General features: G+C 52.7%; 19 protein-coding genes and 1 pseudogene. 14 read left to right on the forward strand and 6 right to left on the reverse strand.

All coding sequences use genetic code 11. The features are described from left to right. Positions 1-5: 5 nt before the first annotated feature. The gene (locus ABD949_RS09575) at positions 6-296 is read right to left on the reverse strand and encodes a hypothetical protein (RefSeq protein WP_345242885.1); all 291 of its coding nucleotides are present in this window, start codon (positions 294-296) and stop codon (positions 6-8) included. 182 nt (positions 297-478) lie between these two features. On the opposite strand from ABD949_RS09575, the gene ABD949_RS09580 reads away from it, so the two are divergent. Beyond that, on the forward strand, positions 479-2,098 hold the full coding sequence (locus tag ABD949_RS09580; protein ID WP_345242887.1) for a S8 family peptidase: 1,620 nt from the start codon (positions 479-481) through the stop codon (positions 2,096-2,098). Between the two features lie 321 nt (positions 2,099-2,419). After that, a complete protein-coding gene (locus ABD949_RS09585; protein WP_345242889.1) occupies positions 2,420-3,691 on the forward strand; it encodes a hypothetical protein in 1,272 nt (423 codons plus the stop codon). A gap of 73 nt (positions 3,692-3,764) precedes the next feature. Here the strand turns inward: ABD949_RS09585 and trxA are convergent, their stop codons facing one another. Continuing rightward, on the reverse strand, positions 3,765-4,094 hold the full coding sequence (trxA, locus tag ABD949_RS09590; protein WP_345242890.1) for a thioredoxin: 330 nt from the start codon (positions 4,092-4,094) through the stop codon (positions 3,765-3,767). A 24-nt stretch (positions 4,095-4,118) separates the two neighbouring features. Next, positions 4,119-4,673, reverse strand: a complete 555-nt coding sequence (locus ABD949_RS09595) for an RNA polymerase sigma factor (protein ID WP_345242891.1) — start codon at positions 4,671-4,673, stop codon at positions 4,119-4,121. Positions 4,674-4,822: 149 nt separating this feature from the next. Here ABD949_RS09595 and ABD949_RS09600 point away from each other — a divergent pair, with 149 nt between their 5' ends. Beyond that, positions 4,823-5,485: a cytochrome b/b6 domain-containing protein gene (locus ABD949_RS09600; RefSeq protein WP_345242893.1), complete on the forward strand. Its 663-nt coding sequence runs from the start codon at positions 4,823-4,825 to the stop codon at positions 5,483-5,485. Beyond that, a complete protein-coding gene (locus ABD949_RS09605; RefSeq protein ID WP_345242895.1) occupies positions 5,475-6,296 on the forward strand; it encodes a molybdopterin-dependent oxidoreductase in 822 nt (273 codons plus the stop codon). The genes ABD949_RS09600 and ABD949_RS09605 overlap by 11 nt, the downstream gene beginning before the upstream one ends. A 99-nt stretch (positions 6,297-6,395) precedes the next feature. On the opposite strand, the gene map is transcribed toward ABD949_RS09605, so the two are convergent. From map to ABD949_RS09620, 3 genes are all read right to left on the reverse strand, one after another. Beyond that, positions 6,396-7,154, reverse strand: coding sequence for a type I methionyl aminopeptidase (gene map / locus ABD949_RS09610; RefSeq protein WP_345242897.1), 759 nt, complete (start codon positions 7,152-7,154; stop codon positions 6,396-6,398). 410 nt (positions 7,155-7,564) lie between these two features. Then, positions 7,565-8,803, reverse strand: coding sequence for a carboxypeptidase-like regulatory domain-containing protein (locus ABD949_RS09615; protein WP_345242899.1), 1,239 nt, complete (start codon positions 8,801-8,803; stop codon positions 7,565-7,567). A gap of 842 nt (positions 8,804-9,645) precedes the next feature. Continuing rightward, a complete protein-coding gene (locus ABD949_RS09620; protein WP_345242901.1) occupies positions 9,646-10,665 on the reverse strand; it encodes a hypothetical protein in 1,020 nt (339 codons plus the stop codon). Between the two features lie 750 nt (positions 10,666-11,415). Between ABD949_RS09620 and ABD949_RS09625 the strand changes: the two genes are divergently transcribed. From ABD949_RS09625 to ABD949_RS09670, 10 genes and pseudogenes are all read left to right on the forward strand, one after another. Further along, on the forward strand, positions 11,416-12,738 hold the full coding sequence (locus tag ABD949_RS09625) for a Gfo/Idh/MocA family protein (RefSeq protein WP_345242903.1): 1,323 nt from the start codon (positions 11,416-11,418) through the stop codon (positions 12,736-12,738). 215 nt (positions 12,739-12,953) lie between these two features. Then, entirely contained in the window at positions 12,954-13,991 is a 1,038-nt protein-coding gene (locus ABD949_RS09630) for a Gfo/Idh/MocA family protein (RefSeq protein WP_345242905.1), read from the forward strand. A 4-nt stretch (positions 13,992-13,995) separates the two neighbouring features. After that, entirely contained in the window at positions 13,996-14,781 is a 786-nt protein-coding gene (locus tag ABD949_RS09635; protein ID WP_345242907.1) for a glucosamine-6-phosphate deaminase, read from the forward strand. Then, positions 14,778-15,962, forward strand: coding sequence for an N-acetylglucosamine-6-phosphate deacetylase (nagA, locus tag ABD949_RS09640; protein ID WP_345242909.1), 1,185 nt, complete (start codon positions 14,778-14,780; stop codon positions 15,960-15,962). Before ABD949_RS09635 ends, nagA begins: the two co-directional genes overlap by 4 nt. 55 nt (positions 15,963-16,017) lie before the next feature. Then, entirely contained in the window at positions 16,018-17,337 is a 1,320-nt protein-coding gene (locus tag ABD949_RS09645) for a sugar MFS transporter (protein WP_345242911.1), read from the forward strand. A gap of 273 nt (positions 17,338-17,610) precedes the next feature. Continuing rightward, on the forward strand, positions 17,611-19,221 hold the full coding sequence (locus ABD949_RS09650) for an alpha-amylase family glycosyl hydrolase (protein WP_345242913.1): 1,611 nt from the start codon (positions 17,611-17,613) through the stop codon (positions 19,219-19,221). Between the two features lie 13 nt (positions 19,222-19,234). Beyond that, the gene (locus tag ABD949_RS09655) at positions 19,235-20,833 is read left to right on the forward strand and encodes an alpha-amylase family glycosyl hydrolase (RefSeq protein ID WP_345242915.1); all 1,599 of its coding nucleotides are present in this window, start codon (positions 19,235-19,237) and stop codon (positions 20,831-20,833) included. Between the two features lie 107 nt (positions 20,834-20,940). Continuing rightward, a complete protein-coding gene (treZ, locus tag ABD949_RS09660; protein WP_345242917.1) occupies positions 20,941-22,794 on the forward strand; it encodes a malto-oligosyltrehalose trehalohydrolase in 1,854 nt (617 codons plus the stop codon). A gap of 161 nt (positions 22,795-22,955) precedes the next feature. Further along, complete coding sequence (locus tag ABD949_RS09665) at positions 22,956-24,425, forward strand: M48 family metalloprotease (protein WP_345242919.1); 1,470 nt, start codon at positions 22,956-22,958, stop codon at positions 24,423-24,425. 871 nt (positions 24,426-25,296) lie between these two features. Next, positions 25,297-25,830: pseudogene (locus ABD949_RS09670) on the forward strand (hypothetical protein); the annotation flags it as partial.

The raw sequence follows: 25,830 nt of genomic DNA on the forward strand, positions 1-25,830 counted from the left end.
CGTATTTACGAATTGACCGGCTCCTCTGAGGTCTTTTCGATAGCCCCTAAACTTTTGGCCGCCCGCATTTTTTCAATGCAGTCGTGATCTTCAACCCGTACATTCAGTTGCCGGGCCAGCATGTTTGCGTCCTGGTAAGCTTTTAGATAGCTGTTGAAGCCCGAACTCCAGTTACCGGTTGTGGTGCCCCGGCCGCTGCGGGTTTGTTTGCCTTTGCCTTCGTTGCACTCCGGACAATCGCCGTGATGAATTTTTACGTGCCTGGCCTTATTATGGTGAAAATGATAAAATGCCATGTAGAGGATTTCTTTATTAGGTATAACAAAGGTACAACCGAATCAGTTGCAGTACCTGCTTGACAATCTGCAAAAAGGCTGTATAGAAATAAAACGATTATCCGGCTTTACACGTTATAGTACAAAAATTAGCCTCAATCCTGTCGGGGGCATCGCCCATACCCGGTGCAACACTGCATTCTATGTCCATAAAAAATTCGTTAGCCCGCTTATTTAGTCTTTATACGCTGGGCCTGCTCATCCCTGTTGCCGGGATGGGCCAAAGCTACCAATGGTTTCATTCAGATCCTAAAGGCGATACCGCGCTCGGCATTAGTACGGAACGTACGTATCAGGAACTTTTAAAAGATCGTAAGGCTACGCCTGTGATTGTGGCCGTGATTGATGGGGGGGTAGACACCACCCACGACGATCTGAAGCGCATTCTCTGGCGAAATCCTAAAGAAATTTCGGGCAATGGTCGCGACGATGACGGTAACGGATACGTCGATGATGTTTTCGGCTGGAATTTTATCGGTGGCAAAGATGGCCGTAATGTGCGCTACGAGCAGGCCGAAGAAACCCGGTTATATGCTAAACTGAAACCGTTGTACGAGGGGAAAGAGCGCTCGGCGGTGCCGGCCGACAAACAAAAGGAATTTGATCAGTTTGTGAAAGCCCGGACCGATTACCGGAAGAAACTGGCCGAATATGCCGCCTATAAGCAACCCTATAATCAGCTCTACAGCCGGGTTAAAACCTCGGCGGAGGAACTGAAAAAAGCGTTGCAGGTAACTAAACTGGACACGACGCTGCTGCGCAACCCGAAGTCGGCTGATGCCAGGGTACAGCAAAATGCCCTGTTTCTGTACAGCTTTCTGACAAGCGCTGATTATGCCGACACGGATGTGGCCATCGAGGATCTGTCCAAAGCGGTGGAGCAGATCAACTCGCGGGTTGATTATGCCTATAATCCGGATTATAACCCGCGCTCTATCGTGGGCGACGACCCCGAGAACTGGAAGGAAACCAAATACGGTAACAGCGACGTGATGGGACCAGATGCCGATCACGGTACCCACGTAGCCGGTATCATTGCCGCCGACCGGGAAAATAACCTGGGCATCAAGGGGGTGGCCAACCAGGTACGCATCATGGCAATTCGGGCCGTACCCGACGGCGATGAGCGTGATAAGGATGTCGCCAACGCCATCCGGTATGCTGTTGATAACGGAGCGGCTATTATCAACATGAGCTTCGGCAAAGGCCACTCGCCCCAGCGGGAAGCCGTGGACCAGGCCATCAAATATGCCGAAACAAAAGGGGTACTGCTGGTACACGCGGCCGGCAACGATCATCTTGATCTGGACGCCAAAGACCAGTACCCTTCGGTCGCGTACATGAACGGGCAGGAAATTCCCAATATGATTACCGTTGGTGCCACTGGTCGCGAGAAGGGCCGGACCATGGTTGCCGATTTCTCGAACTACGGCCGGCACAAGGTCGATGTGTTTGCACCGGGGGTGGATATTTTCTCGACGGTGCCCGGCAGCGAGTACCAGAACCACAGCGGAACCAGTATGGCTGCGCCGGTAGTGAGTGGCGTTGCCGCCGTGCTGAAGTCGTACTTCCCGCAGTTGAGTGCCGAAGCCATCAAAAAAATTATTGTCGACTCCGCCATCAAATATCCGGTTCAGGTAGCCAAACCCGGCTCCAAAGAGCCGGTCAGCTTTGCGGAACTGTCGAAAACCGGTGCGGTAGTGAACCTGTACGAGGCCGTTAAGTTAGCTATGGCACAGACGGCGAAGACCCCCAGACAATAGTTTTCGTTATCCCGACGATGGAGGGGTCTTCTCTCGCAGGAGAAAATGTGAGCCTCACCCGAAGATCTCTCATTCTTCGGGACGACAAAAACAGCAAAAAGCCGCAGAGGTTACCTCTGCGGCTTTTTGCTGATAAAGAGTATCAGGCGAACATCAGTTCATGTGCCGTTTCTGACAGTTCAGGTAGTATTTTGATGGATTGATACAGCAGGTGAGTGGATTCGCGAGGGCAAAAGGCCAATTTTGATGCACAAAGCCGATGGCCGGCAGCCCAGCAGCCGGGCGTTTAGCGCCTAACCGAACACAAATCCACACTACACCATGAAAAAAGTGAATCAGTACCTGCTGATGGCCTGGATAGGACTGGCCAGCCTCACCGCCTGCAAACACGCAGAGACCGAAATTAAGCCGGGCACTACAACAGAACTACCCAGTGCCTACACCGAAGTGGGTCAACCCAAAGGCGCAGTCGTCAGCAAAACCATCGGGCCGAATGGCGGTACCATCGCCACCACCGACGGACGGGTACAACTGGTACTGCCCGCCGGAGCGCTCGATAAAGAAACAACCATCTCCATCCAGCCCATCACCAGCCATACGCCCAACGGTCTGAATCTGGCTTACCGGTTCTCTCCGGACGGAACGCAGTTTAAGAAACCCGCCACACTTACGTTTCAGTATAACGCAGCGGGCGTGACCATCAACGACCCGGATGCCTTTGGGGTCGCTTATCAGCGGTCAAACCGCGCGTGGTATGCGGTAGATGGCGTGCGGGTCGACACGGAGAAGCGGCAGATTACCGCGCCAATGAAGCACTTCAGCGACTGGAGTCCGTTTGAAGAAGCCCAGCTGGATTCGCTCACGATTGACAACGGAGCCCGAAACTTTGATGGGTTAGTCGATTACGGTGAAAGTATAAACCTATATGTGCGCCAGATGCGACGGGGGACAACGGATGAATCGGGCGAAGCCATGCTGGAACTGGATAACAGCCGTCAGCAGCAGTGGAAGCTGGCCGGCGACGGCAAACTGGAATCCAACGGCTGGATGGCTACCTACACGGCACCCAAAACAGAGCCGAAACGAAACCCGGTTACCGTATCCGTACAGGTGAACTTCGTGGGTAAAAACAAAAATGTGACCCTGGCCAGAGACATTTATGTCGGAGCCGGTTACCTGAAAGTCACTTTTAAAGGACAGACACGCGTATATACCGGTCTTACCCTGAACGACGATACGACCCCCTGGCAAATCTCGGGTGGAGAAACGGAGGATGACTACGTGTATATTCATCTGAATACCCATCAGCCCGGCGAATATTCGTTCGGCGAGTGGGGGAGCCGCAAAGCCAGCGATAGCTTTATTAAATATCAGTATGGCGATAAAATCTATGCATCCGACAAAGGCTGGTGTATGAGCAAGGGCAACTATGCTTTCCCGGCTAAAGGGAAGGTTACCCTGACAGAATACGTGAGAGGCAAAGTAGCACGAGGAACATTTGAAGGCAATCTGGTCGATATGGACGTAGAAGATTGTATCAACAGTGGCCCCGGTATTAGCGGGGAGTTTTTTGTCAGGGGTACAAAAAAGTAATCAGTATTGCATTTCGATATAACGTGTTCTGCTAGGCAGCTTTTGGCACCCAGCAGAACACGTTTCTTTAGACTTAAACTGCCAGCGCCGATTGCAGTTTTTGCTCTAGCACGGCTTTCGGAACAGCCCCAACAACTTTGTCGATCAATTGCCCGTTTTTGAAGAACAGCAGCGTAGGCGCACTGCGAATTTTGTATAGGGAAGGTGTGTGGGCATTCTGGTCAATATCCATCTTGGCAACAACTGCCTGATCGGCGTATTCATGAGCCAATTGGTCCACCAGAGGGCTGACCAACCGGCAGGGGCCGCACCACTCCGCTGAGAAATCGACCAGTACAGGCTTATCGGAGTTGATAAGATTAGTAAAATTAGCATCGGTTGCTTCAATTGTTTTTGAGATCATGATGATGGTTGTTTTCGTGTGTAATTAATCATTATCCTGTTCGGCCACCCGTTTCAGTTGCTGAATACACTTATACTTTTGGTTGTTGGCCGTGTGCCGGTTTTTCCAGCCCATGGTGAGCATCAGCGTATCCATTGGCTCCTGCGAGAAGTAAACCGAGTGCAACACCCGCTGACAGTTACCCGTGATCTTCGCCAGCCAGGTATGAACCTGCTCTTCCGGTGCTTCCCTGACCAATGATTCCGGCAGCGCTGCCGGATCCTGTAAACTGGCAAGGAAGGTTTCATCACTGGTCGAAATTAGCTTATTGTCGCGTAGTCGCTTGAGCCAGCCGTTGCGGGCAATGGCGTACAAATAGGTTTTCAGCGAGGCCGTAAGCTGAAAATCCGGTTGTGTGATTTTCTCCAGCAGCACAAGGATTGTCTCCTGAAATAGGTCTTCCGCATCCCTGTCATTGCCTTTATTCTGTTTGACCAGATGAGTAATGGAAGGGAAATATACCCGGTACAATGCCTCATAGGCGGAACTGTCGCCGGTTCTGAGCTGCTCCAGAAAAGTATGTTCACGGGGTGTAGCCATAGGTCTTTCCGAATTGGTAACAGTTAATACCCCACCAAGCCAAAAATCACCCGGATGATTCCTTTTTATTTTTAGAGTTAGTAAGCGGTAGCGGGTAAATCCAAAATCCGGTTTTGTCGGTATATTGTACAGGCAACTTATTGATCCCCATGAAACGAATTGTTGAAAACAAGCATCCGCTGGCGGTCCGGTGGTTCCATTGGGTGAACTTCCCGCTGCTGGCCGTCATGATCTGGAGCGGCCTGCTGATCTATTGGGCCTATCATCCCTACAAAGTACAAATCGGCGATGCGGTGCTGCTCAACTTTTTTCCGGACTGGTTCTTCCAGTCGCTCAACCTCCGGCGACGGCTGGCGGAGGGGATGGCCTGGCATTTTGTCTTTATGTGGTTGTTTGCGATCAATGGCGTGCTGTATGTAGGGTATACCCTGTTTTCGGGTGAGTGGCGGTACCTGGTACCCAACCGGCACTCGTTTCGCGAAGCCTGGCTGGTGCTGCTGCACGACCTGGGTATTCGCCGGCAGGCTCCGGAAGCGGTGAAGTACAATGCCGCGCAGAAGGTTGCGTACTCCGCCGTTATTCTGATGGGCTTAGGGTCATTGCTGACGGGACTAGCCATCTATAAGCCGACCCAGCAGGCCTGGCTGACGACTCTGCTCGGCGGCTTCGAAAGCGCCCGGTTGATTCATTTCGCGCTGACAATTGGCTACGTGTTGTTTTTTATCATTCATCTGGTGCAGGTAATCCGGGCCGGCTGGAGCAACTTCCGGAGCATGGTGGCCGGGTTTGATGTCGTTAACTATGGAAAATAAGCCAAACCAGCCCGCCGAAAAGTCGCAACGCGACGAGTTGTCGACTGACCAGCAGATTCGCCGGCGAACGATTAAAGCCTTTGCTCTCTTCGGCCTGGCCAGTCTGGTGCCCTACGGTGTCTGGAAGTGGATCGGCTCACGGCCGAAAGTCAACGGCCTACCGGATGTGTTCCGGCGGGTGCTGGATGCCAATGAGCAGGTAAACAATGCCTTTTTTAGCCACCGGAAGCTGGCACCCACATTCCCGGTAGAGCGGGCCGCCCGGCAGGTGCGCGTTAACGGCCGGATCGGTCTACAGCCAGGTGCCAATCCAGCCGACTGGCAGTTACGGGTAGAGCAGCCGGCCCTGAACGCTCCGCCCCGGCAACTCACCCTGTCGCTCGACGATATCAAAGCCTTGCCAAAGCACGATCTGGTGTTCAACTTCAAGTGCGTCGAAGGCTGGAGTCAGATTCAGCACTGGTCCGGTGCCCGTTTCGCTGATTTTGTGGCCGAATACAAACTGGGCACTCGTAACGGAGAAACTAAGCCGGTAAGCGAAGACTGGTTTCGGTACGTGGGGCTGGAGACACCCGACGGCAAGTATTATGTGGGCCTGGATATGGAGAGCGCTCTGCATCCGCAGACGCTACTTGCCTACGAAATGAACGGTGAGCCGCTGACCGGGCTGCACGGCTCTCCCCTGCGGCTGATGATACCCGTCAAATACGGTGTGAAAAGTTTGAAGTGCATCGGACGCATTGTCTTCTCCGACGAACGCCCCCGCGACTTCTGGCACCGGCAGGGTTACGATTATAATCTGGCTTTGTAAGCTCGTTTGCAACTGTTTGTCCACGTTTGTAACGTGAGTTCTTTATTTCCAGGCTCGTCCGCGGCACAGTCGTGGACGAGCAAGCTAGCTGTCTCAATTTCAAATCCCATTCATCGAAGTCAGTACAATGGGTTTGCCATCGGTCACGATCAGCGTATGTTCGTGCTGGGCGACAAAGCCGCCTTTGTTACCGACCAGTGTCCAACCGTCGCTCTGGGTATCGGCTTGGGTGGAGAGAGTTGAGATAAACGTCTCAACGGCGACAACGGAGTTTTTCCGGAAGCGGGTCTGGTTAAACCGGTCGTAGTAGTTGGCAATTTCGTGGGGTGCTTCGTGCAGGCTCCGGCCGATGCCATGACCGGTCAGGTTCCGAATAACTTTATAGCCGGATTTTTTAGCTTCAGTTTCAATGAGTCGTCCCAGGTCGGCAATGCGCAGGCCGCCTTTGATGTGGTTGATAGCCCGCTGCAGGATGCGTTTGGACGCGTCTACCAGGGGCTGGTGCTGATGTATGTCCTGACCTAGTACAAATGAACCGCCGTTGTCGGACCAGAATCCGTTCAGTTCTGCTGATACATCAATATTGACTAGATCGCCTTCCTGCAGTACGCTCCGGTCGGACGGTACGCCGTGGGCAACCTCATGGTTGACGCTGATGCAGGTCCATCCCGGAAAGCGGTAGGTCATTTTGGGAGCTGACTTAGCGCCCAGACTCGTGAGGATTTTCCCGCCGAAATTATCGAGTTGCCGGGTTGTCATACCCGGCCGGGCGTACTCCCTCATTTCCTTTAGTGTGGTCGCTACAACTTCACTGACGTGCTGCATACCGATTAATTCGGACTCTTTGGTGATGGACATACTGGTAAGTGTTTAACAAAAATAAAAAGTCGGCAATCACAGACCGAAAAGATCCTAATAAAATCTAGTCTCTGATTTATGGACGGGATTTCGGCAGCTAAAGCCACAATTATATTCAAACTTTAAAAATTACAATAAATGTGTCTGATTATTAATATAAAACAAAAGAAGAGTATAAAATTCTCAATTATTGAAGTTGGTCTGTAAATTGGTGAATTGAGAGAAGCGATAGAATGGTTACTGACCATTCGAGTACTAAAGCAGAAGAGTTGGAGTGATCCTAATTTAGATGCCAACCCATGCTTGGGCGACTAGAAGTGCAACATCATTACATCCTGTGGTATCACGTCCTAAAAAGAAGAAGCCCATCAAATTGATGGGCTTCTTCTTTTTAGGACGTGACTTATTTTTTATGGATTGATAAATTGTTTGTAAAAGTCACTATAAGCACAATGGTTAGCTTGAATCCACTTACCTATTTCTCCCCCTGCTGTTCCTATAGGCTTCGTTGTGGTACTATTTGCATCTACATTGAGGGTGCCATTAGGCTTAACTTCAATTTTAGGTTTACTTAAAAGATATGTGTTGATCTGGTTAACATAAGCCATTACTGTAGCGTTATTTTGAACACTTGATCCACTGAGGATTATGGTAGATGCTTGAAGGAATGCTTTCTTAATGTCGAGCATACCTTTACCATTCGACGTGTTCCAAATAGCTCTGGCTTCTGCTAAGGTATATACTTTTCCGCCTAAAGTGTATGTATAACTTAAAGCTTCCTGGCTTGCAGGTTTGGCAAAATAGTAACCTTGCGACATAGAGCATCCGTTCTGGCAAACAGTACCGGTCAGAGCGGTAAAGTTAACAATGGCACTAGTTGTTGCAGAAACAGTAGCAGTAGCAGGAGTAGGATCTGAAATTACTGAAGCTACATTATCTGGTGTTGTAATGGATAATGTATAAACAGTTCCTCCTCTAAGACCGCTAATAGAATAATTTCCGCTTCCATCGGTAACTGCAGTGAGACTTCCAGGGCCAGCGGTAACGGTTACATTGGAATAAGATGAAGGCGTTGCTGTAGCACACGCTGCTTTTGAGACTGTTCCGGTTATAGGTGCACAGCCAGGACCTTCCATGCTATCTCCAAAAGGCATATCTACATTTCCCTCACCTTTAATTACAATCCCTACTGCACCAACACTTTGATACGCATCAAAGCCTAGTTCAAAAGTAAATTTCCATGGTTTACCAGGTGAAAAGTTACCGATACCGTCTACAGTTAGGATAAGGTTGCCATTACCGTCTGTAGTTTTGGTATAGGTCAAAGGATTAACCTTTTCAAGTACATCATTATTATTAGGTTTGTACAAGGAAGCATCAATTACATCTGCTTCAGTAATACAATTACCAAGGTTAAATGAAAATCCTTCAATGTTATTATCTGCGATTCTTGTAATATTATACTCCCAAACCTTATTACTGGTCCCTAAAAAAGTAACATCGTATCCGGAACTTCCAATCAATTTAGCTGATCGATTTTTGTCTTTTGAAGCTGCCGGCTGCAACTCCTGCGTCGGCTGACAGCGTTGGAACATCAGCACCGAAACAATGAGGGTTAAAAAGAGACTGAGGTAATGCCTAAGTTTCATTTGATTTAAAATTTAGTTGAAAATTAATAGAGTTGATATTAGCACATCTTTTGTAGTACTACTTCCATTTAGCACCTGCTTGGCATAATTACAGACTACATTTAGAAATTTAAATGAGACACCAAATTGAGCAAGCTTATAGTTGTAACTACTTAAACTATGTTACAAAGTTGACGCTGAAAAGTGACATGGGCAAGAGAGGGGAGTTAAAAGAAAATTAAATGATAATTAGGCAATTATTAGAGAGTGTGGTTGCTTTTCTAATGTTTTATATGATTTTTCCCTTGATAAAATCTGATTTTTATCAGCTTATAAGATACTTTTTATGAAAAAGTGTAAAGTTATAAAGCTTATAACTCCTTAGATAGATTTTTCTACTTAAGTATTTTCCGGTCTTGTGATAATAATTGTTGAATGCCGATTAATAAGACGGTTCAAGCTTTAAAAATATTGGCATGTTTATTGATATATTAAAATAAATTTAAATTAAAGATTAACTAGATTATCAGATAGCACAATCAACCTCATCAAATGGGGCTTCTTTGGATCTGCCCTGACCTGGAATTATGGTCATCCACCGTCGAACCTTTCAGGTTGGATCGGTCGTCGAACACCTTTGCAGTGTTCGCTTGCTGCCTGAAACGGCTCGATTATTTAGCTACTACTAACGTTAACGTAGGATTTTGAGGTAGTCCAGATGTATACCATTCTGACTAATAATCCTGTTTGGAATGAATGATCTTAAGCGGTGAAACCCATCGATAGTGGCATCGGACGCCAGAAACAGAAAACCCCGCCCGGAAGCCACCGGCGGGGTTTTCTGTTCTTATAATTGTCTTCGTTTATTTCGGGCAGCCGGGCAGGCCTTCCAGACACTCTTCCAGGGCAATAGCTTTGGTTTCTAATGCTGACAAGCTATCATTGGTCGGAAGCGGAGTGCCAGACAGCCAACTTACCACCAGCGCCTGCAATGCATCGTAATCAGCACCGGAGCAGGTGGTCGACGCCAGATCGCTGCCGTCGCTGATACCGCTCAGGTTGGCCGCCACAATTAGCCGGATGAAACTGATGGCAACGTTCCGGTTATTGGGACCACTACCCAGCGTGGTATAGGCAGTGAGCTGATCCTTGGTGTAGGTCGCTCCGTCTATGGTAACGCTTGTCCAACTATCTGAACCAGATCCATTGAACCAGTAGCCTTCTCCCTGGTAGCAGACATTAGTCGGGCAGGGGTAAGTTACCGTAAAGCTGGTACCCGTTGTTACAGAATTAGGGCCTACTACGATTACCTGTGACTGGGGAGCCGCGCCAGCCGGAGCAATGCTAATGGTATATGATGTACCCGCAGTACCGTCGTAAGCAGCAACTACATGGTCGAACGTATAGTTACCGGCTGCGTCTGTAGTGGTGGTATAGCTGTTGGTAGCGCTTGCCAGCGTCACAGAGAGGCCAGAGAATGAGGTCGGAGCCGAGTTACATTCCTGCTTCTGGACATTACCTTCCACATGGTAGCAGCCGGGGGCCAACAACGATGTTGTAGCTGTCAGGGTGTTTGGTGGACTCGAAACTAAAGCCTGGACATTGTTTGCGCTTGCGTCAACGTTTACATCCAGCGTAAGCTCAATTCTGATGGCGTCGCCTGGAGCATTGCCGCCCGGTAGATCATCTATCGTCAGGATCGTGTTACCACCCGAGACACTGTAACGGGTAGTGAAATCGGTAATAGCATTGCCATTTTTGTTGTACACGGCTATAGCGTCAACATTAGCCTGACTCACACATGGTCCCAGATTAATGATGAACTCTCGTACCTGCTGATTCGCAGCTCCACTGGTTTTCTGGATCCTGTAGGTCCAGAGCATAGTGTTAGTGGCATGGGTAACGGTAACGGAATGATAGGCACCGAGGGTGCTGCTTGTCGGTCCAGCATTGTGTCTGGCTGATGAATGCCCGTTGTCCGCGGTAGGGGTAAGGTCCTGCGCCGGTTGACAGCGTTCAAAAAGAAAAACACAAAGGCTTAGCATGAACGCTAAGTAAATAAAGGATTTTGGTTTCATATGTTACTAGATTTTAAAATTAAAGTGGTAAGCGCTGTTCAGACGTTCAAATGTTGAGGGAATACGCTTCAGTCATCCTAATGCAAATCTGAAACGGTACTCTGGTTGTATGTATTAACGTAAAGGATAGTTACTTAGAAAGCTTCGATAAATAGCATGTGCAAATATTATAGTTTTTTCTAATATGGAGTAATCATATAGATTTAAAAGTTGTTTTTAAATCTATATATACAAAATATTGAAAAATTATCGATTCAGTAATTACTTATATATTTTCAAATAATTAATATTAGTTAATCAACCAGTTAAGTTCTGTAGCTTGCCAATTTATTAAGTAGTTTGACAGGGTTAAGCAACTAATACATTATTTATTCTGTGGCCATAGTTGATACATCAAATAAATTATAAGGAGACAAGCCAGTCTTTTGCTATACAGAGCGGCAATGGGGAGTGTCATTCGTTCAGGTATCTGCTTTATAGTATACGGTAGTTCTCCGCCAAATCTTCCTTTATCAAACAACTGCTTAGCTATTCCTCTATAACCCCTTACTCTCTATGACAGACGCTATTCAACGCAGAGATTTTATCAGACAGGCGGCTCTGGCCACGGCCGGTATAACCGGTATGCCGGCCGTGCTGGCCAACGGCTCGGCCAACGAAAAGTTGGTCGTCGCCATTATGGGCACCAATTCCCGTGGATCAGCCCTGTGTGAGGGCTTCGCCAAACTCCCCGGTGCCGAAGTTGCCTATGTGTGCGATGTCGATGATAAGGCCATGGCCAAAGGGCTCAAGGCCGTGCAGCAGGGCGGCCAGAAAACAGCCCCAAAAGGCATTAAAGATTTTCGCCGGGCCCTGGACGATAAAGCCGTAGACGTGCTGGTGATTGCGGCCCCTGACCACTGGCACGCACCAGCCTCCATTCTGGCCCTGAAGGCGGGTAAACACGTATACGTCGAAAAACCCTGCAGTCATAATCCCCGGGAGGGCGAAGTGCTGCTCGATGCCGCCCGCCGGCACAAGAAGGTAGTCAATATGGGGAATCAGCGCCGGTCGTGGCCCTATGTTGTCGAAGGCATTCAGGCTGTAAAAGAGGGCGCTATCGGCCGGGCGTATTACGCTAAGGCCTGGTACGCCAACACCCGGCAGTCCATCGGTAAAGGCAAACCGGCTCCGATACCGGCCGGGCTGGATTACGACCTCTGGCAAGGACCGGCCCCGCGTAAGGATTACCGTGACAATTTGATCCACTACAACTGGCACTGGTTTTGGCACTGGGGGACCGGCGAACTGCTCAACAACGGCACTCACTTTATCGACCTTTGCCGCTGGGGTTTGGAGGTCGACTACCCGACCCGCGTCAGCTCCCAGGGCGGACGCTACGCCTTTGACGATGATTGGGAGACACCCGACACCCAACTCACCAGCTGGGATTTTGCCGACCGCAAATCGATTTCGTGGGAAGGGCGGAGCTGCAACGGCCGCAACGTGGAGGGGATCTCCGGCGGTGTCGCCTTTTACGGAGAAAAGGGCACACTGGTGATTAACGGGAATGGTTATACGATCTATGATAACAGGAATAAAGAGTTAAAGAAGGTGTCGGGCGACACTACCAATCAGCTCAATGCTACAGGACCGGGCTTTGATCTGGATGTTGATCACCTGACCAATTTCCGGGAGGCCGTCCGCCAGGGAAAACGGCCCAACTCTTCCATCGAAGAGGCTAACAAAAGTGTGCTGTTGTGCCACCTCGGCAACATAGCCCACCGAACTGGCCGCCTGCTGAATTGCGACCCCGCTACCGGTCGTATTGTCAATGATCCGGACGCCATGAAACTTTGGAGCCGGACGTATGCACCCGGCTGGGAACCGCTGGTATAGTCTAGTCTTTAGTTCGTCTGCCTGACGCTGGCCACTGCGCCGGCTCGTCCGCGTTTGTAACGCGAGACGGGCGAGGTTCGCATTTGTAATGCGATTATAACGTCCAATGCCGTGCGTTACAAACGCACTTCTCGCCCGTCTCGCGTTACAAACGCGGACGAGCGGAGACACAGTCGCGGACGAGCTATACATACACCAAATATTGAAAACTGCTCATGAATCAACCCTATAACCGCCGAAAATTCATTCAACTAACCGGGGCTGCCGGCATAGGCCTGGCCCTGCCGCTTACGGCTAAACCAGCACCCATACGTGACGTGCCGCCCGGTCGCCGGGTGGGTATCATCGGGCTGGATACCTCGCACAGCCCGGCGTTTACCAAACTGCTCAACGCCCCCGATGCGGCTTCGGATCTGGGTGGCTACCGCGTGGTGGCCGCGTACCCGAAGGGAAGTCCGGATATTGAATCCAGCGTCAGCCGGGTGCCGGGCTATACCGAAGAGGTAAAGAAACTGGGCGTGGCGATCGTCAGCTCCATCGCCGACCTGCTGACCAAAGTAGACGTGGTGCTGCTGGAAACTAACGACGGTCGCCCGCACCTGGAGCAGGCCCTGCCGGTGCTGAAGGCCGGCAAGCGGCTGTTTATCGACAAGCCCATTGCCGGAACGCTGTCCGATGCCATCGCTATTGTTGAGGCCGCAAGGCGGTACAATGTTCCGGTGTTCAGTTCCTCGTCGCTGCGTTACATGACCAGCGCTCAGGAAGCTGCACAGGGGAAAGGGGTGGGGAAAGTACTGGGGGCCGAGGCCTATAGCCCGGCGCACCTGGAAAAGACTCACCCTGATCTGTTCTGGTACGGCATCCACGGCGTCGAAATGCTCTTTACGGTGATGGGTACCGGCTGCCGGCAGGTAGTACGGGTACATAGCGACAAAACCGACGTGGTGGTGGGTACCTGGGCCGATGGCCGCGTCGGGACGTTTCGCGGTATGCGCGGGGGCAAGAGCGATTATGGCGGAACGGTGTACGGCGAGACCGGTAATGTCAAAATAGGCCCGTACGATGGCTACCGGCCGTTGCTGGTTCAGATCATTCGCTTTTTCGAAACCGGTACACCCCCGGTGAGCCCGGAAGAAACGCTGGAGATTTACGCGTTTATGGAAGCTGCCGACGAAAGCAAACGGCGAGATGGCGTACCGGTTACCCTGGAAAGTGTCATGGCGAAAGCCCGTACCGTAGCCAAAGCCCGATAACCGCATGAGTCAACCGCTGAAAAGTGAAACTGTCGATTCACTCCGGGTCAACGTGTATGAAAACCGGCAGGTTATGGGAGCCGCAGCCGGTCGGGACGTAGCCGCTAAAATAAACGAAGTCCTGGCGCAGCAGGAAACGATTCGCCTGATCTTTGCCGCTGCGCCCTCGCAGAACGAATTGCTGGATTACCTCGCGTCGGCACCCGGTATCGACTGGTCGCGCATCGACGTCTTCCACATGGACGAATACGTAGGATTGCCGGAAGACGCTCCGCAGCGTTTTGCCCTGTTCCTGCGCCGTAAGTTGTTCGACCAGGTGGCGCCCCGCAACGTGTACCTGATCGACGGCTCTGCCCCGGATGCGGATGCCGCCTGCCGGGATTACGCGGAACGGCTTCGGCAGGCACCCATTGATCTTGTTTGTCTGGGCATTGGCGAAAACGGTCATATTGCCTTCAATGATCCGCCGGTGGCTGATTTCGACGATCCAAACCTCATCAAACGGGTAGAACTGGACGAGGTTTGCCGGCAGCAGCAGGTCAACGACGGCTGCTTTCCCACCTTTGATGCGGTACCGAAAGAGGCCCTGACGCTGACGATACCCGCGTTGATGGCGGGACATTATCTGTTCTGTGTAGTGCCGGGTAAGACCAAAACGGCGGCTGTACAGAACGTTCTTACCGGGCCGATTACCACCGCCTGTCCGGCTTCCATCTTGCGGACACACCCGGCCTGTACCTTATACGTGGATACCGATTCGTATGGATGGGCAGAAAGGAGGGAGGGATGACAGGGGAACCGCGCCTGACCGGTATTCATTACCGGACCCAACAACCGGTTGAAATCAGCATTGAAGATGGAATTATTACTAAGATTGAGCCACTGTCTGGCCAACAGACGCAGGATTTGCCCCTTATCGCTCCCGGTCTGACGGATTTGCAGGTTAACGGGTACCGGGGTATTGATTTCAACAAGCCGGGACTGTCGGATGCCGATATCGAAGCGCTGGTAAGGGCGTTGTGGGCGCAGGGCGTTACCTCGTTTTGCCCGACAATAATCACCAATGATCACGAGCGGATGCGGTCGGCGCTGGGGACTGTTCACAAAGCCTGCGGACGGTCAGAAATCGTTGGGCAGGCCGTGGCGGGTATTCACCTGGAAGGGCCGTTTATCTCGCTTGATGAAGGGCCGGTGGGGGCTCACCCGGTCGAGTATGTGGTGGCACCGGATGAGGTCCTGCTACAGTCGTTTCTGGACGCAGCGGGCGGACAGGTAAAGATTCTGACGCTTTCGCCGGAGTGGGCGGGGGCGGGGGACTTTATCCGGAAGTGTATCAAAAACGGGTTAGTGGTCTCTATCGGGCACACAGCTGCCACACCCGAACAGATTCAGGAGGCCGTCAGGGCCGGAGCCACCATGTCGACCCACCTGGGCAATGCCACGCACCAGATGCTGCCGCGCCATCCCAATTACATCTGGGAGCAACTCGCGCAGGATAAGCTGACGGCCAGCGTCATTGCCGATGGCTTTCACCTGCCCGATTCGGTGCTGAAGATCATCTTCCGGGTCAAGAAACAAAAAGTTATGCTGGTCAGCGACAGCACCGTACTGGCGGGTATGCCGCCGGGCTCCTACGAATCGCCGGTGGGCGGCAAGGTGGTGCTGACCGGGGAGGGCAAGCTCCACATAGCCGGCAAACCGAAGGTGCTGGCGGGTTCGGCGCAGTCGCTGCTATGGGGGGTGCAGCACCTGGTCCGGCAGCAGATTGTCCCGCTGGCGCAGGCCTGGGATATGGCCTCTCTGTACCCGAACCGGCTAATGAAGCTGCCGCAGAAAGCCGGGTTGCAGGCAGGCGCACCGGCCGATCTGGTCCGGTTTCGGTATAAGGAGACCTCCCTTCAGCTTTTAGAAACATACAAGGCCGGTCAGTGTGTCTGGCAAACAAACCGCGCCGGGATTACCGCCGGATAGCCGGGGTTGTAACCCCCGGACTTCGGCATGAGCCCACTCCTAAACCCATACAAGCATGATTGCCAATAAGGTTGAAAACACCCATACCCTGAGCCAACGGGATACAACGATCTCTATCGCCATTATTGCGGTATTGTTCTTTGTGTTCGGTTTCGTTACCTGGATCAACGCCATTCTGATCCCGTATTTCAAAATCGCCTGCGAGCTGACCAATTTTCAGTCGTACCTGGTGGCCTTCGCTTTTTATATCTCCTATTTGGTGATGTCGGTACCGGCCTCGCGGCTGCTGAAGCGGGTGGGTTTCAGGCGGGGGATGATGTATGGGTTTTTTGTCATGTCGCTGGGAGCCCTGATCTTCGTGCCGGCCGCCCTGACCAGGACCTACTTCACGTTTCTGACCGGCCTGTTTACCATCGGTACCGGTCTGGCCATTCTGCAAACGGCCGCCAACCCGTACATCACCATCCTGGGACCGATCGAACGGGCAGCCCAGCGGATCAGCATCATGGGTATCTGCAACAAAGCGGCCGGTATCCTGGCTCCGCTGCTGTTTGCGGCCGTTATTTTACGGGCTACCGACAGCGACCTGTTCAAGCAGTTGCCCACGATGGCACCGGCCATGAAAGATGCCGCCCTGGACGAACTGGTCCGGCGGGTAATTACCCCCTATGCCTGCGTGAGTGCGGTATTGCTGGGCCTGGGGCTGATGGTTCGCTTTTCGAAGCTGCCGGAAATCGATACCGAGCGGGAGTCGGAGGAGGTGGCCGTGGCCAATTCAGACAAGACCAGCATCCTGCAATTTCCGCACCTGATTCTGGGTGCCCTGGCGATCTTTCTGCACGTAGGGTCGCAGGTGATTGCCATTGATACCGTGATCGGCTATGCCGGGTCAATGGGTATCTCGCTGCTGGAAGCCAAAGTTTTTCCCTCCTATATCCTGACGGCTACCATCTGCGGCTACATCATCGGCATCATTACCATTCCGCGCTGGATCCGGCAGGTCAATGCGCTGCGCATCTGCACCATCCTGGGTATGGTGTTCAGCCTGGGTATTCTGTTGCTCAGCGGCCCGGTTCGTTTTTTAGGCCACACGTCCGATCTGTCACTCTGGTTTGTGGTAGCGCTGGGGTTGCCCAACTCGCTGGTTTGGGCCGGTATCTGGCCGCTGGCGCTGACGGGGCTGGGGCGTTTTACCAAGGTGGGCTCGTCGGTGCTGATTATGGGCCTCTGCGGCAACGCCATCATGCCGCTGGTGTACGGCTACTTCGCCGACGCGCTCGACCACCGGCTGGCCTACTGGGTGTTGCTGCCCTGCTACGGCTATCTGGCCTTCTATGCCTTGTACGGACATAAAATCCAGCGGTGGAGCCGCTAAGGATGCCGCTCGTCCGCGTCTGTGACTGCTGCTCGTCCGCGATTGTATCGCGAGACGGGCGAGGTTCGCATTTGTAATGCGATTTTGACGTCCAATGCCGTGCGTTACAAACGCACTTCTCGCCCGTCCCGCGTCACAGACGCGGACGAGCAGGGGTTACAGGATAAGAAAACCCGGCCGGCTGTGCCGTCTCTCTGTTATTCCTTTTATTTCGCGCTCTCAACGTATATGCTGCGAATAAGCTGGTAAACCAGCAGGAAAAACAGATTCATAATGGAGGAACAACAGCAACAGCATCTCTGGTGGCAGACAGACGTTATCTACCAGATTTACCCCCGGTCGTATCAGGACAGCAACGGCGACGGCATCGGCGATTTACAGGGTGTGATCCAGCGGCTCGATCATCTCAAATGGTTAGGCATTAACGCCGTCTGGCTGTCGCCCATTTACCCGTCACCCATGGCTGATTTCGGCTATGATATCGCCGATTACACCGGCATTCACCCACTCTTCGGCTCCCTCGACGATTTCGATCAACTGCTGAACGAAATACATAGCCGGGGCATGAAGCTGATTCTGGACCTGGTACCTAACCATACCTCCGATCAGCATCCCTGGTTTCTGGAGTCCCGCTCCTCCCGCGACAACCCCAAACGCGACTGGTATATCTGGAAAGATCCCCTGCCCGACGGCCTGCCGCCCAACAACTGGCTAAGCGTGTTTGGCGGGTCCGGTTGGGAGTGGGATGACCAGACCCAGCAGTACTATTACCATGCGTTTCTGAGGGAGCAGCCCGATCTCAACTGGCGCAATCCGGAGGTGCAGCAGGCCATGCTGGATGTCATGCGCTTCTGGCTCGATAAGGGCGTCGATGGCTTCCGGGTCGATGTGATGTGGCACATGATCAAAGACAGCCAGTTCCGCGATAATCCGGTCAACCCCGATTACCAGTCCCACATGGCTACCTATGAGCAGCTTTACCCGGTGTATTCGACCGATCAGGCGGAGGTACACGACATTGTCCGGCAAATGCGCGATGTGCTTGATCAGTACGATGAGCGGATGATGATTGGTGAGATTTATCTGCCGATCCAGAAATTGATGATGTACTACGGCATTGATGGGAAAGGCGCTCATCTGCCGTTCAACTTCCAGCTGCTTTCGCTGTCCTGGGATGCCCAGTTAATTGCGGGAGCCATCGACCAGTACGAAGCGGCCTTACCACCCACGGGCTGGCCCAACTGGGTGTTGGGCAATCACGACCAGCCCCGCATTACCAGCCGTGTGGGCGTGCAGCAGGCCCGCGTAGCGGCTATGTTGCTGCTGACCCTGCGCGGCACGCCTACCATTTACTACGGCGACGAAATCGGGATGCGCGATGTACCCATTCCGTTTGAGGAAGTGCAGGACCCCCAAGGTCTGAACATGCCCGACAAGAATCTAAGCCGCGACCCCTCCCGTACGCCCATGCAGTGGGATAACAGCGAACACGCCGGTTTTACTACCGCAAAGCCCTGGCTGCGACTCGCCCGGAATTTTGCCCGGGAGAACGTGCTGGCTCAAAAGAATGACCCCTTCTCTATGTTAACATTGTACCGGCGGCTGATTGAGTTGCGGCAACAGGAGCCGTCGCTGATGATCGGTAACTATGTTCCGGTGCATTCCGACAACCAGGTGATGGCCTTTATCCGGCAGGCCGAAGGGCATCCTGGCTTCCTGATTGTGCTCAACCTCAGCCACCGTCCCTGTTACGTCAAACCCAAACACGGGCCGCTGAAGGGAACTATCGTGCTGGCTACCTATCCCGAACTGGAAGGAGGAACTATCGAGGAAACCATCAGTCTGGCCGGCGATGAGGGTATTATTGTCCGGTTGAGCAGTTAAAATCAACGTTATAATGGCTACGCAACAGAACAAAAGCCTCTGGTGGCAGCAGGGAATCATCTACCAGATCTATCCCCGCTCGTTTCAGGACAGTAACGGCGATGGCACCGGCGATCTGCGGGGCATCCTGAGCCGGCTCGACCACCTGAAAGAGCTCGGCATTGATGCCATCTGGGTATCGCCCATCTACCCTTCGCCTATGGCCGACTTCGGCTATGACATCGCCGACTACCGGGGCATTCATGAGCTGTTCGGGACCATGGATGATTTTGACGAATTGCTGCGGGAAACGCACAAGCGGGGTATGAAGCTGCTGCTGGACCTGGTGCCTAACCACACCTCCGATCAGCACCCCTGGTTTCTGGAGTCCCGCTCCTCCCGCGATAACCCCAAACGCGACTGGTACCTCTGGTACGACGGCAAGGAAGGGGGCGAACCACCCAACAACTGGGTGAGTGTTTTCGGGGGCAGTTCGTGGGAGTGGGATGAGGCTACGCAGCAGTTCTATTACCATGCTTTTCTGAAATCCCAGCCGGATCTGAACTGGCGCAACTCCGAGGTAGAGCAGGCTGTGTTTGAGGCCATGCGCTTTTGGCTCGATAAAGGCGTTGATGGATTTCGGGTCGATGCCATGTGGCTGATGATTAAAGACAAACAGCTGCGTGATAACCCGCCTAATCCGGATTTTAAACCCGGTATGAACGAAGACCAGCGGCAACTGCCCATCTACTCGTCTGATCGGCCGGAGGTACACAAGGTCGTAAAAAAAATGCGGGAGGTACTCGATCAATACCCCGAACGGATGATGATCGGCGAGATTTACCTGGCTGTCGATAAAGCGGTAAAATACCACGGAAAAGACAACCAGGGGGTACACCTGGCGTTCAACAACCAGTTGTTTTTTCTTCCCTGGGAGGCTAAGCCGCTCGCCGAAGCCATTGACAAGTACGAAAAGCTGCTGAAGCCCGGCGACTGGCCCAACTGGGTACTGGGTAACCACGATCAGTCTCGCATCGGCAGTCGGGTTGGCCTTGAACAAGCCCGTGTGGCGGCCATGCTGTTGCTCACCCTGCGCGGCACCCCGACGATCTACTACGGGGAGGAAATCGGCATGCGTGATGTGCCGATTCCGAAGGAAGAGTTTCAGGATCCGCAGGGTATTAATTTGGGTAAAAGCCGTGACCCTGGTCGCACCCCCATGCAGTGGGACGACAGCGACAAGGCCGGGTTTACCACCGGAAAACCCTGGCTCCGGATAGCGGAGGATTTCCCTCGAGTGAACGTAAAAAAGCAGCAGGAGGAGCCCTCGTCCATGCTGGCGCTGCACCAGCGATTGATCCGTTTGCGCCGGCAGGAACCTGCGCTGCATGAAGGCGATTACAAAACGATTCAAGCCGACGAACAGGTATTTGCCTTTTTGCGGAAAGCCAAAGGACACCCCAGCTTCCTGATCGTACTGAACATGGGGCATAAGACCGCCGTCTTCAAACCGGAAACCATAAAGCTAAAAGGCACCGTGGCGGTTGCTACCATCCCGGAGCGCGACGGCATCCAGGTAGACGGGGTGCTGAATCTGGCCGGTGATGAGGGGCTCCTGATCCGGCTGGACTAACCGCATAATCGTTCATTCGGTGCCAGACCTTATACTCAGAAAGGAGAACGCCGGCAAACATAACGGCACAGGCGGCTATTTGTATCAAAGAATTTACACAGAACGTTATGAAAACTATTGGTGCGAACTATGAAGGCGGTGGCCGCTGCACCTTTACCGTCTGGGCACCTGAAAAAGAGAAGATGATTCTGCACCTGGTTCATCCCAGAGAGCAACAGATAGCCATGCAGCCGGATGAGTTCGGCTATTTCCAGACGGAGGTAGCCGACGTGGACCCTGGCACCCACTATTTTTTCCGGCCGGACGACGAACAGGATTACCCGGACCCGGCCTCTCACTTCCAGCCTGAGGGCGTACACGGACCCTCGGCGGTGGTGGATCACGGGACCTATGCCTGGCAGGATAGTGATTGGCGGGGATTACCGTTCAAGGACCTGGTGCTGTACGAACTGCACGTGGGGACGTTTACCCCGGAGGGAACGTTCGAGGCCATCATTCCCCGGCTGGATTACCTGGTTGATACCGGGATCAATGCCCTTGAACTGATGCCGGTATCGCAGTTTTCCGGCAACCGAAATTGGGGTTACGATGGCGTATTTCCGTATGCCGTGCAGGACTCATACGGAGGCCCGGAAGGCTTGAAGAAACTGGTTGATGCCTGCCACCAGCGCGGCATTGCGGTATTTCTCGATGTGGTGTTTAATCACCTCGGCCCGGAGGGGAACTACCTGGGTAAGTTCGGTCCTTATTTTACCGATCAATACTGCACCCCCTGGGGCGACGCTTTGAATTTTGACCACGACTGGTCGGACGGCGTCCGGGATTATTTCTCGAATAACGCCCTGCACTGGTTTGAGCAGTACCATATCGATGGCCTGCGGCTGGATGCGATCCATACCATTTTTGACATTGGTGCGATAAGTTTTTGGGACTTGCTGCACGAGAAGAAAAGCCTGCTGGAGCAGCAACTGGGCCGGCCGCTGTACCTGATCGCTGAGAGTGACCTGAACAGCGCCAAGGTGGTCAAGCACCCCGAAGCGGGCGGGTTTGGGTTTACCGCGCAGTGGCTCGATGATTTCCACCATGCGCTGTACGTGCTGATCGACGAGAGCGGCAAAGACCGCTACGCGGATTTCGGCCGGATGGAGCAACTGGCCAAGGCCTACACCGACGGCTTTGTGCACAGCGGAGAGTGGGTCAAATTCCGGAAACGGCGCTATGGCGCTTCGTCGGCAGGGGTAGCGGGCGACCGCTTTGTGGTCTTCAACATGAACCACGACCAGGTGGGTAACCGGGTAAAAGGCGAGAGGCTGTGCCTGCTGGTCGATTTTGATCGGTTAAAAGTAGCGGCTGCGGCTGTCCTGTTGTCGCCCTACGTGCCGATGCTGTTCATGGGTGAGGAATACGCCGACGAGTCTCCTTTCTTCTATTTTATCAGCCACTCCGATGAGGCATTGGTAAAGGCAGTACAGGAAGGGCGGAAAGAAGAGTTTGCTGCTTTCGGCTTTGATGTGGCCCCGCCCGATCCCCAGGCTGAGGATACGTTCAACCAGTCGAAATTACGGTGGGAAGTCCGTGACAAAGGCAAACACCGGTTGATCCGGCAATGGCATAAAGAACTGATCACCCTGCGCCGGACGCATCCGGTGCTCCAGAACGTCAACAAAAGCGACGTCCACGTCAACACCATGGGTCAGGAAGGGTTCGCGCTGCACCGGCAAAGCGCCGACGGGCAACAGCATTTGGTCTGCCTGTTTAATCTGTCGGACCAGGAAATTGCCTACATCATGCCGGTCTGGGCGGAGACCTGGGAAAAGCTACTGGATTCCACCGATGCGCAGTGGCAGGAGGAAGGAGCGGCAGCTGGTGTACGTTTGCCGGCTCAGGCTGAAGCCGGTCAACCGGTTAGCCTGCCGCCGGTGAGTTTAACGCTTTACCGGTCATTAGCCAGGTCAAGTTAAACGTTACGGCTTCAGGTTGGTCTAACCTCTGCGTAAACTAATAAACAAAACATACATCATTATTAGTTTACGTGGTAGGTGCCCGCGTATATACCAGCCTCCCGGGCACTGAATGGTTAAATCCCCCTCAGGAGGTTAAGGGATCATTTACTAATCTGACAATGCGCACCATACAAATAACACGTTTCGTTTTGCTGACCCTGTTAATCGGGTTGCAGTCCTGTACGCGCAACCCGGTCACCGGCAAGCGCCAGGTAGTATTTATGTCCAAAGAGCAGGAAATTGCGATGGGACAACAGGCCCACCCTTCCGTGGTGGCTACTATGGGTGTTTACGAAGACAAAAAGCTGACTGATTTTATTAATCAGAAGGGAAAGGCTATGGCGCAGATTTCGCACCGGCCCGACCTGCCTTATCAGTTTTACATCGTCGACTCGCCGGTCGTCAACGCCTTTGCGGTGCCGGGCGGATATGTGTATTTTACGCGGGGTATTATGGCCCACTTCAACAACGAAGCGGAATTTGCCGGAGTACTCGGCCACGAAATCGGCCACATTACGGCCCAGCATTCGGCGCGGCAGCAGAGTTCACAGATTCTAAGCACCATCGGTATCATTGCCGGAGCCGTTATTTCACCAACGTTTGCCCAGTTTGCCGAACAGGCTCAGCAGGGCTTAGGGTTACTGATGCTTAAGTACAGCCGCGATCACGAGTCGGAGTCCGACAAACTGGGGGTCGAGTATTCCAGCAAGATTGGTTACGATGCGCATCAGATGGCGAATTTCTTCGCCACCATCAAGCGTATTTCCGAAAAGTCGGGCCAGATGGTACCGAACCTGCTGTCGACGCACCCCGATCCGGGTAACCGCTTCGGTAAGGTGCACGAGATGGCCAAAGATTATCAGGCCAAAAATCCCGGCAACTACCAGGTCAACCGCGAGTCGTACCTGCGGATGATCGACGGTATCCTGTACGGCGAAGATCCCAAGCAGGGCTTTGTAGAGAATAATATGTTTTACCATCCTGAGCTGCGGTTCCAGTTTCCGGTACCCAGCGGCTGGCAGCATCAGAACTCCCCGATTCAGTTCCAGATGGCTCCCCAGCAGGGTAACTATGCCATGATCCTGATGGGTGCTCAGGGCAACTCAATCGATGAAGCGGCCCAGAACATGGTGAAGCAACTCAACCTGCGGGTGCTGGAGAGTACCAAAACGACCATCAACGGGATTCCGGCTGCGGTTGTCGTGTCGCAGCAGTTACCGCAGGAAGGACAGCAGCAGCAGCAAACGGCACAAAATACGCTGCAGATTGCCTCCTGGCTGTATCAGATGGGCAACAGCATTTTTGTGATGCACGGACTGACTTACGCGGCTAATTTCAACGGAGCCTTCCCGACGTTCCGGTCGGTTGCCGAGAACTTCCGGCCGCTCACCGATCCCGACAAGCTGAATCGTCAGCCGGAGCGGGTTCGCGTACAGCCGGCCCCCCGCGACGGCACATTCCAGGAGGTTATCACCGCCATGGGTATACCCGCCAACCGCGTTGAGGAAATAGGAACACTCAATAGCCTGAAGGCCAGCGACCGCGTTGCTCGTGGTTCGCTGCTGAAAGTAGTAACCCGGGGCCGGTAACGGAGCATAAAGCTTGATACAATAGCGCCCGCAGCGCCTTGGTCTTTCGCAGACCGGGCACTGCGGGCGTTTTTCAATTAATCGGTTCAGTATTCATATGTGCGGTAACGGGCTGGTTAATAAGATTTTCAATAAATGAAATTCTCTGGCATTTTTTTGGTAGTGGGTTTAAAGTAGCCAGGAACGTTATGGTTATATACGTCTTCATTATTAATTTTTATGAATTAAGCAGGAAGTTATTAAAAGGCATATACGCCAGTATACGCGTTTTAATGAATTGATCGTGGTCTGTAAGTAATATGACGCCTATATGTTACCGGTAAATGTATTATCGGAATACTATTGTATTTGTACGGTCTGATTTTTGGATTAGTTCTTGCGTTAGGTTACCCGGAAGTAAAACCTAGCGCCAATGGTACACCTTTATCGTCGTTTTAAGGGTAGAAAAGCTATCTACAAATTCAGTTGTTTATTGGTTGGGAGACTGCTCTTCCTGCTTTATTCAATCGCTGCCACAGCCCATAATTCGGACCCTGCTTCTCTGCCAGGAACGAAGAGTACGGATCGAACGAGTGCTACGGGCAAGAAAGCTACCGGGCGAACAGCTCCCAAAATTGTAACGCTCACGGCGAGTGGGCCTATTAGCTGTACAGCGCCTACGGCAGTCCTAACCGCTACCTCTACGGATTTAATCGGGCTGATTAGTTTTGACGGGCCATTAGGTTTACTGTCCGGCAGCCTGATCAGTCCAACCAGTGCAACAGCGCTTGTATCTGAGCCAGGTACTTATACGGTCACTACAACCTCATTATTAGGCGCTATTTCCGTGTCCACAGTAGAGGTACTTGACGAGACGAGCCCTCCACAAAATTTGAGTCTGACGGTAAGTAATCCGCTGACCTGTCTGCTGCCAGAGGCCACCATCAGTGTAGGTTCTTCGACCACGGGTCTTTCCAGCTTCCTCTTCAGCGGTCCTGGGTTACCCCTTGAGGGTTTGTTAAACCCAGTAAATAGCCTGACGGTCACCGAACCGGGTCTGTTCTCAGTGGTGGTCACGGGTCCCACGGGCTGTACGGCCTTAGCCACCGTGGAGGTGGTGGATCAGACTACCCCACCGGCCAATCTGAGTTTAACCGTGAGCAATCCCCTGACGTGTCTGCTGCCCAACGCTGTCATCAGTGTAGGTTCTTCAACGACGGGTCTTTCCAGCTTTCTCTTCACCGGACCGGGCCTGCCTCTGGAAGGTCTGCTGAGCGGTGTAGGCAGCCTGACGGTCACCGAACCGGGTCTGTTCTCAGTGGTGGTCACGGGTCCCACGGGCTGTACGGCCCTGGCCACCGTGGAGGTGGTGGATCAGACTACGCCCCCGGCCAACCTCTCGCTGACGGTGAGCAACCCCCTGACG

Source organism: Nibrella saemangeumensis (genome assembly GCF_039541915.1).
Taxonomy (GTDB): Bacteria; Bacteroidota; Bacteroidia; order Cytophagales; family Spirosomataceae; genus Nibrella; species Nibrella saemangeumensis.

Bases quoted from the DNA above. Each gene is read 5' to 3' on its own strand.
- ABD949_RS09630 (WP_345242905.1), top strand. From the start codon at position 12,954: ATGAATCAACCCTATAACCGCCGAAAATTCATTCAACTAACCGGGGCT.
- ABD949_RS09595 (WP_345242891.1), bottom strand. From the start codon at position 4,673: ATGGCTACACCCCGTGAACATACTTTTCTGGAGCAGCTCAGAACCGGC.
- ABD949_RS09645 (WP_345242911.1), top strand. From the start codon at position 16,018: ATGATTGCCAATAAGGTTGAAAACACCCATACCCTGAGCCAACGGGAT.
- ABD949_RS09615 (WP_345242899.1), bottom strand. From the start codon at position 8,803: ATGAAACTTAGGCATTACCTCAGTCTCTTTTTAACCCTCATTGTTTCG.
- ABD949_RS09605 (WP_345242895.1), top strand. From the start codon at position 5,475: ATGGAAAATAAGCCAAACCAGCCCGCCGAAAAGTCGCAACGCGACGAG.
- map (WP_345242897.1), bottom strand. From the start codon at position 7,154: ATGTCCATCACCAAAGAGTCCGAATTAATCGGTATGCAGCACGTCAGT.
- ABD949_RS09575 (WP_345242885.1), bottom strand. From the start codon at position 296: ATGGCATTTTATCATTTTCACCATAATAAGGCCAGGCACGTAAAAATT.
- ABD949_RS09580 (WP_345242887.1), top strand. From the start codon at position 479: ATGTCCATAAAAAATTCGTTAGCCCGCTTATTTAGTCTTTATACGCTG.
- ABD949_RS09655 (WP_345242915.1), top strand. From the start codon at position 19,235: ATGGCTACGCAACAGAACAAAAGCCTCTGGTGGCAGCAGGGAATCATC.
- treZ (WP_345242917.1), top strand. From the start codon at position 20,941: ATGAAAACTATTGGTGCGAACTATGAAGGCGGTGGCCGCTGCACCTTT.
- ABD949_RS09625 (WP_345242903.1), top strand. From the start codon at position 11,416: ATGACAGACGCTATTCAACGCAGAGATTTTATCAGACAGGCGGCTCTG.
- trxA (WP_345242890.1), bottom strand. From the start codon at position 4,094: ATGATCTCAAAAACAATTGAAGCAACCGATGCTAATTTTACTAATCTT.
- ABD949_RS09600 (WP_345242893.1), top strand. From the start codon at position 4,823: ATGAAACGAATTGTTGAAAACAAGCATCCGCTGGCGGTCCGGTGGTTC.
- ABD949_RS09620 (WP_345242901.1), bottom strand. From the start codon at position 10,665: ATGCTCTGGACCTACAGGATCCAGAAAACCAGTGGAGCTGCGAATCAG.
- ABD949_RS09665 (WP_345242919.1), top strand. From the start codon at position 22,956: ATGCGCACCATACAAATAACACGTTTCGTTTTGCTGACCCTGTTAATC.
- nagA (WP_345242909.1), top strand. From the start codon at position 14,778: ATGACAGGGGAACCGCGCCTGACCGGTATTCATTACCGGACCCAACAA.
- ABD949_RS09650 (WP_345242913.1), top strand. From the start codon at position 17,611: ATGGAGGAACAACAGCAACAGCATCTCTGGTGGCAGACAGACGTTATC.
- ABD949_RS09585 (WP_345242889.1), top strand. From the start codon at position 2,420: ATGAAAAAAGTGAATCAGTACCTGCTGATGGCCTGGATAGGACTGGCC.
- ABD949_RS09635 (WP_345242907.1), top strand. From the start codon at position 13,996: ATGAGTCAACCGCTGAAAAGTGAAACTGTCGATTCACTCCGGGTCAAC.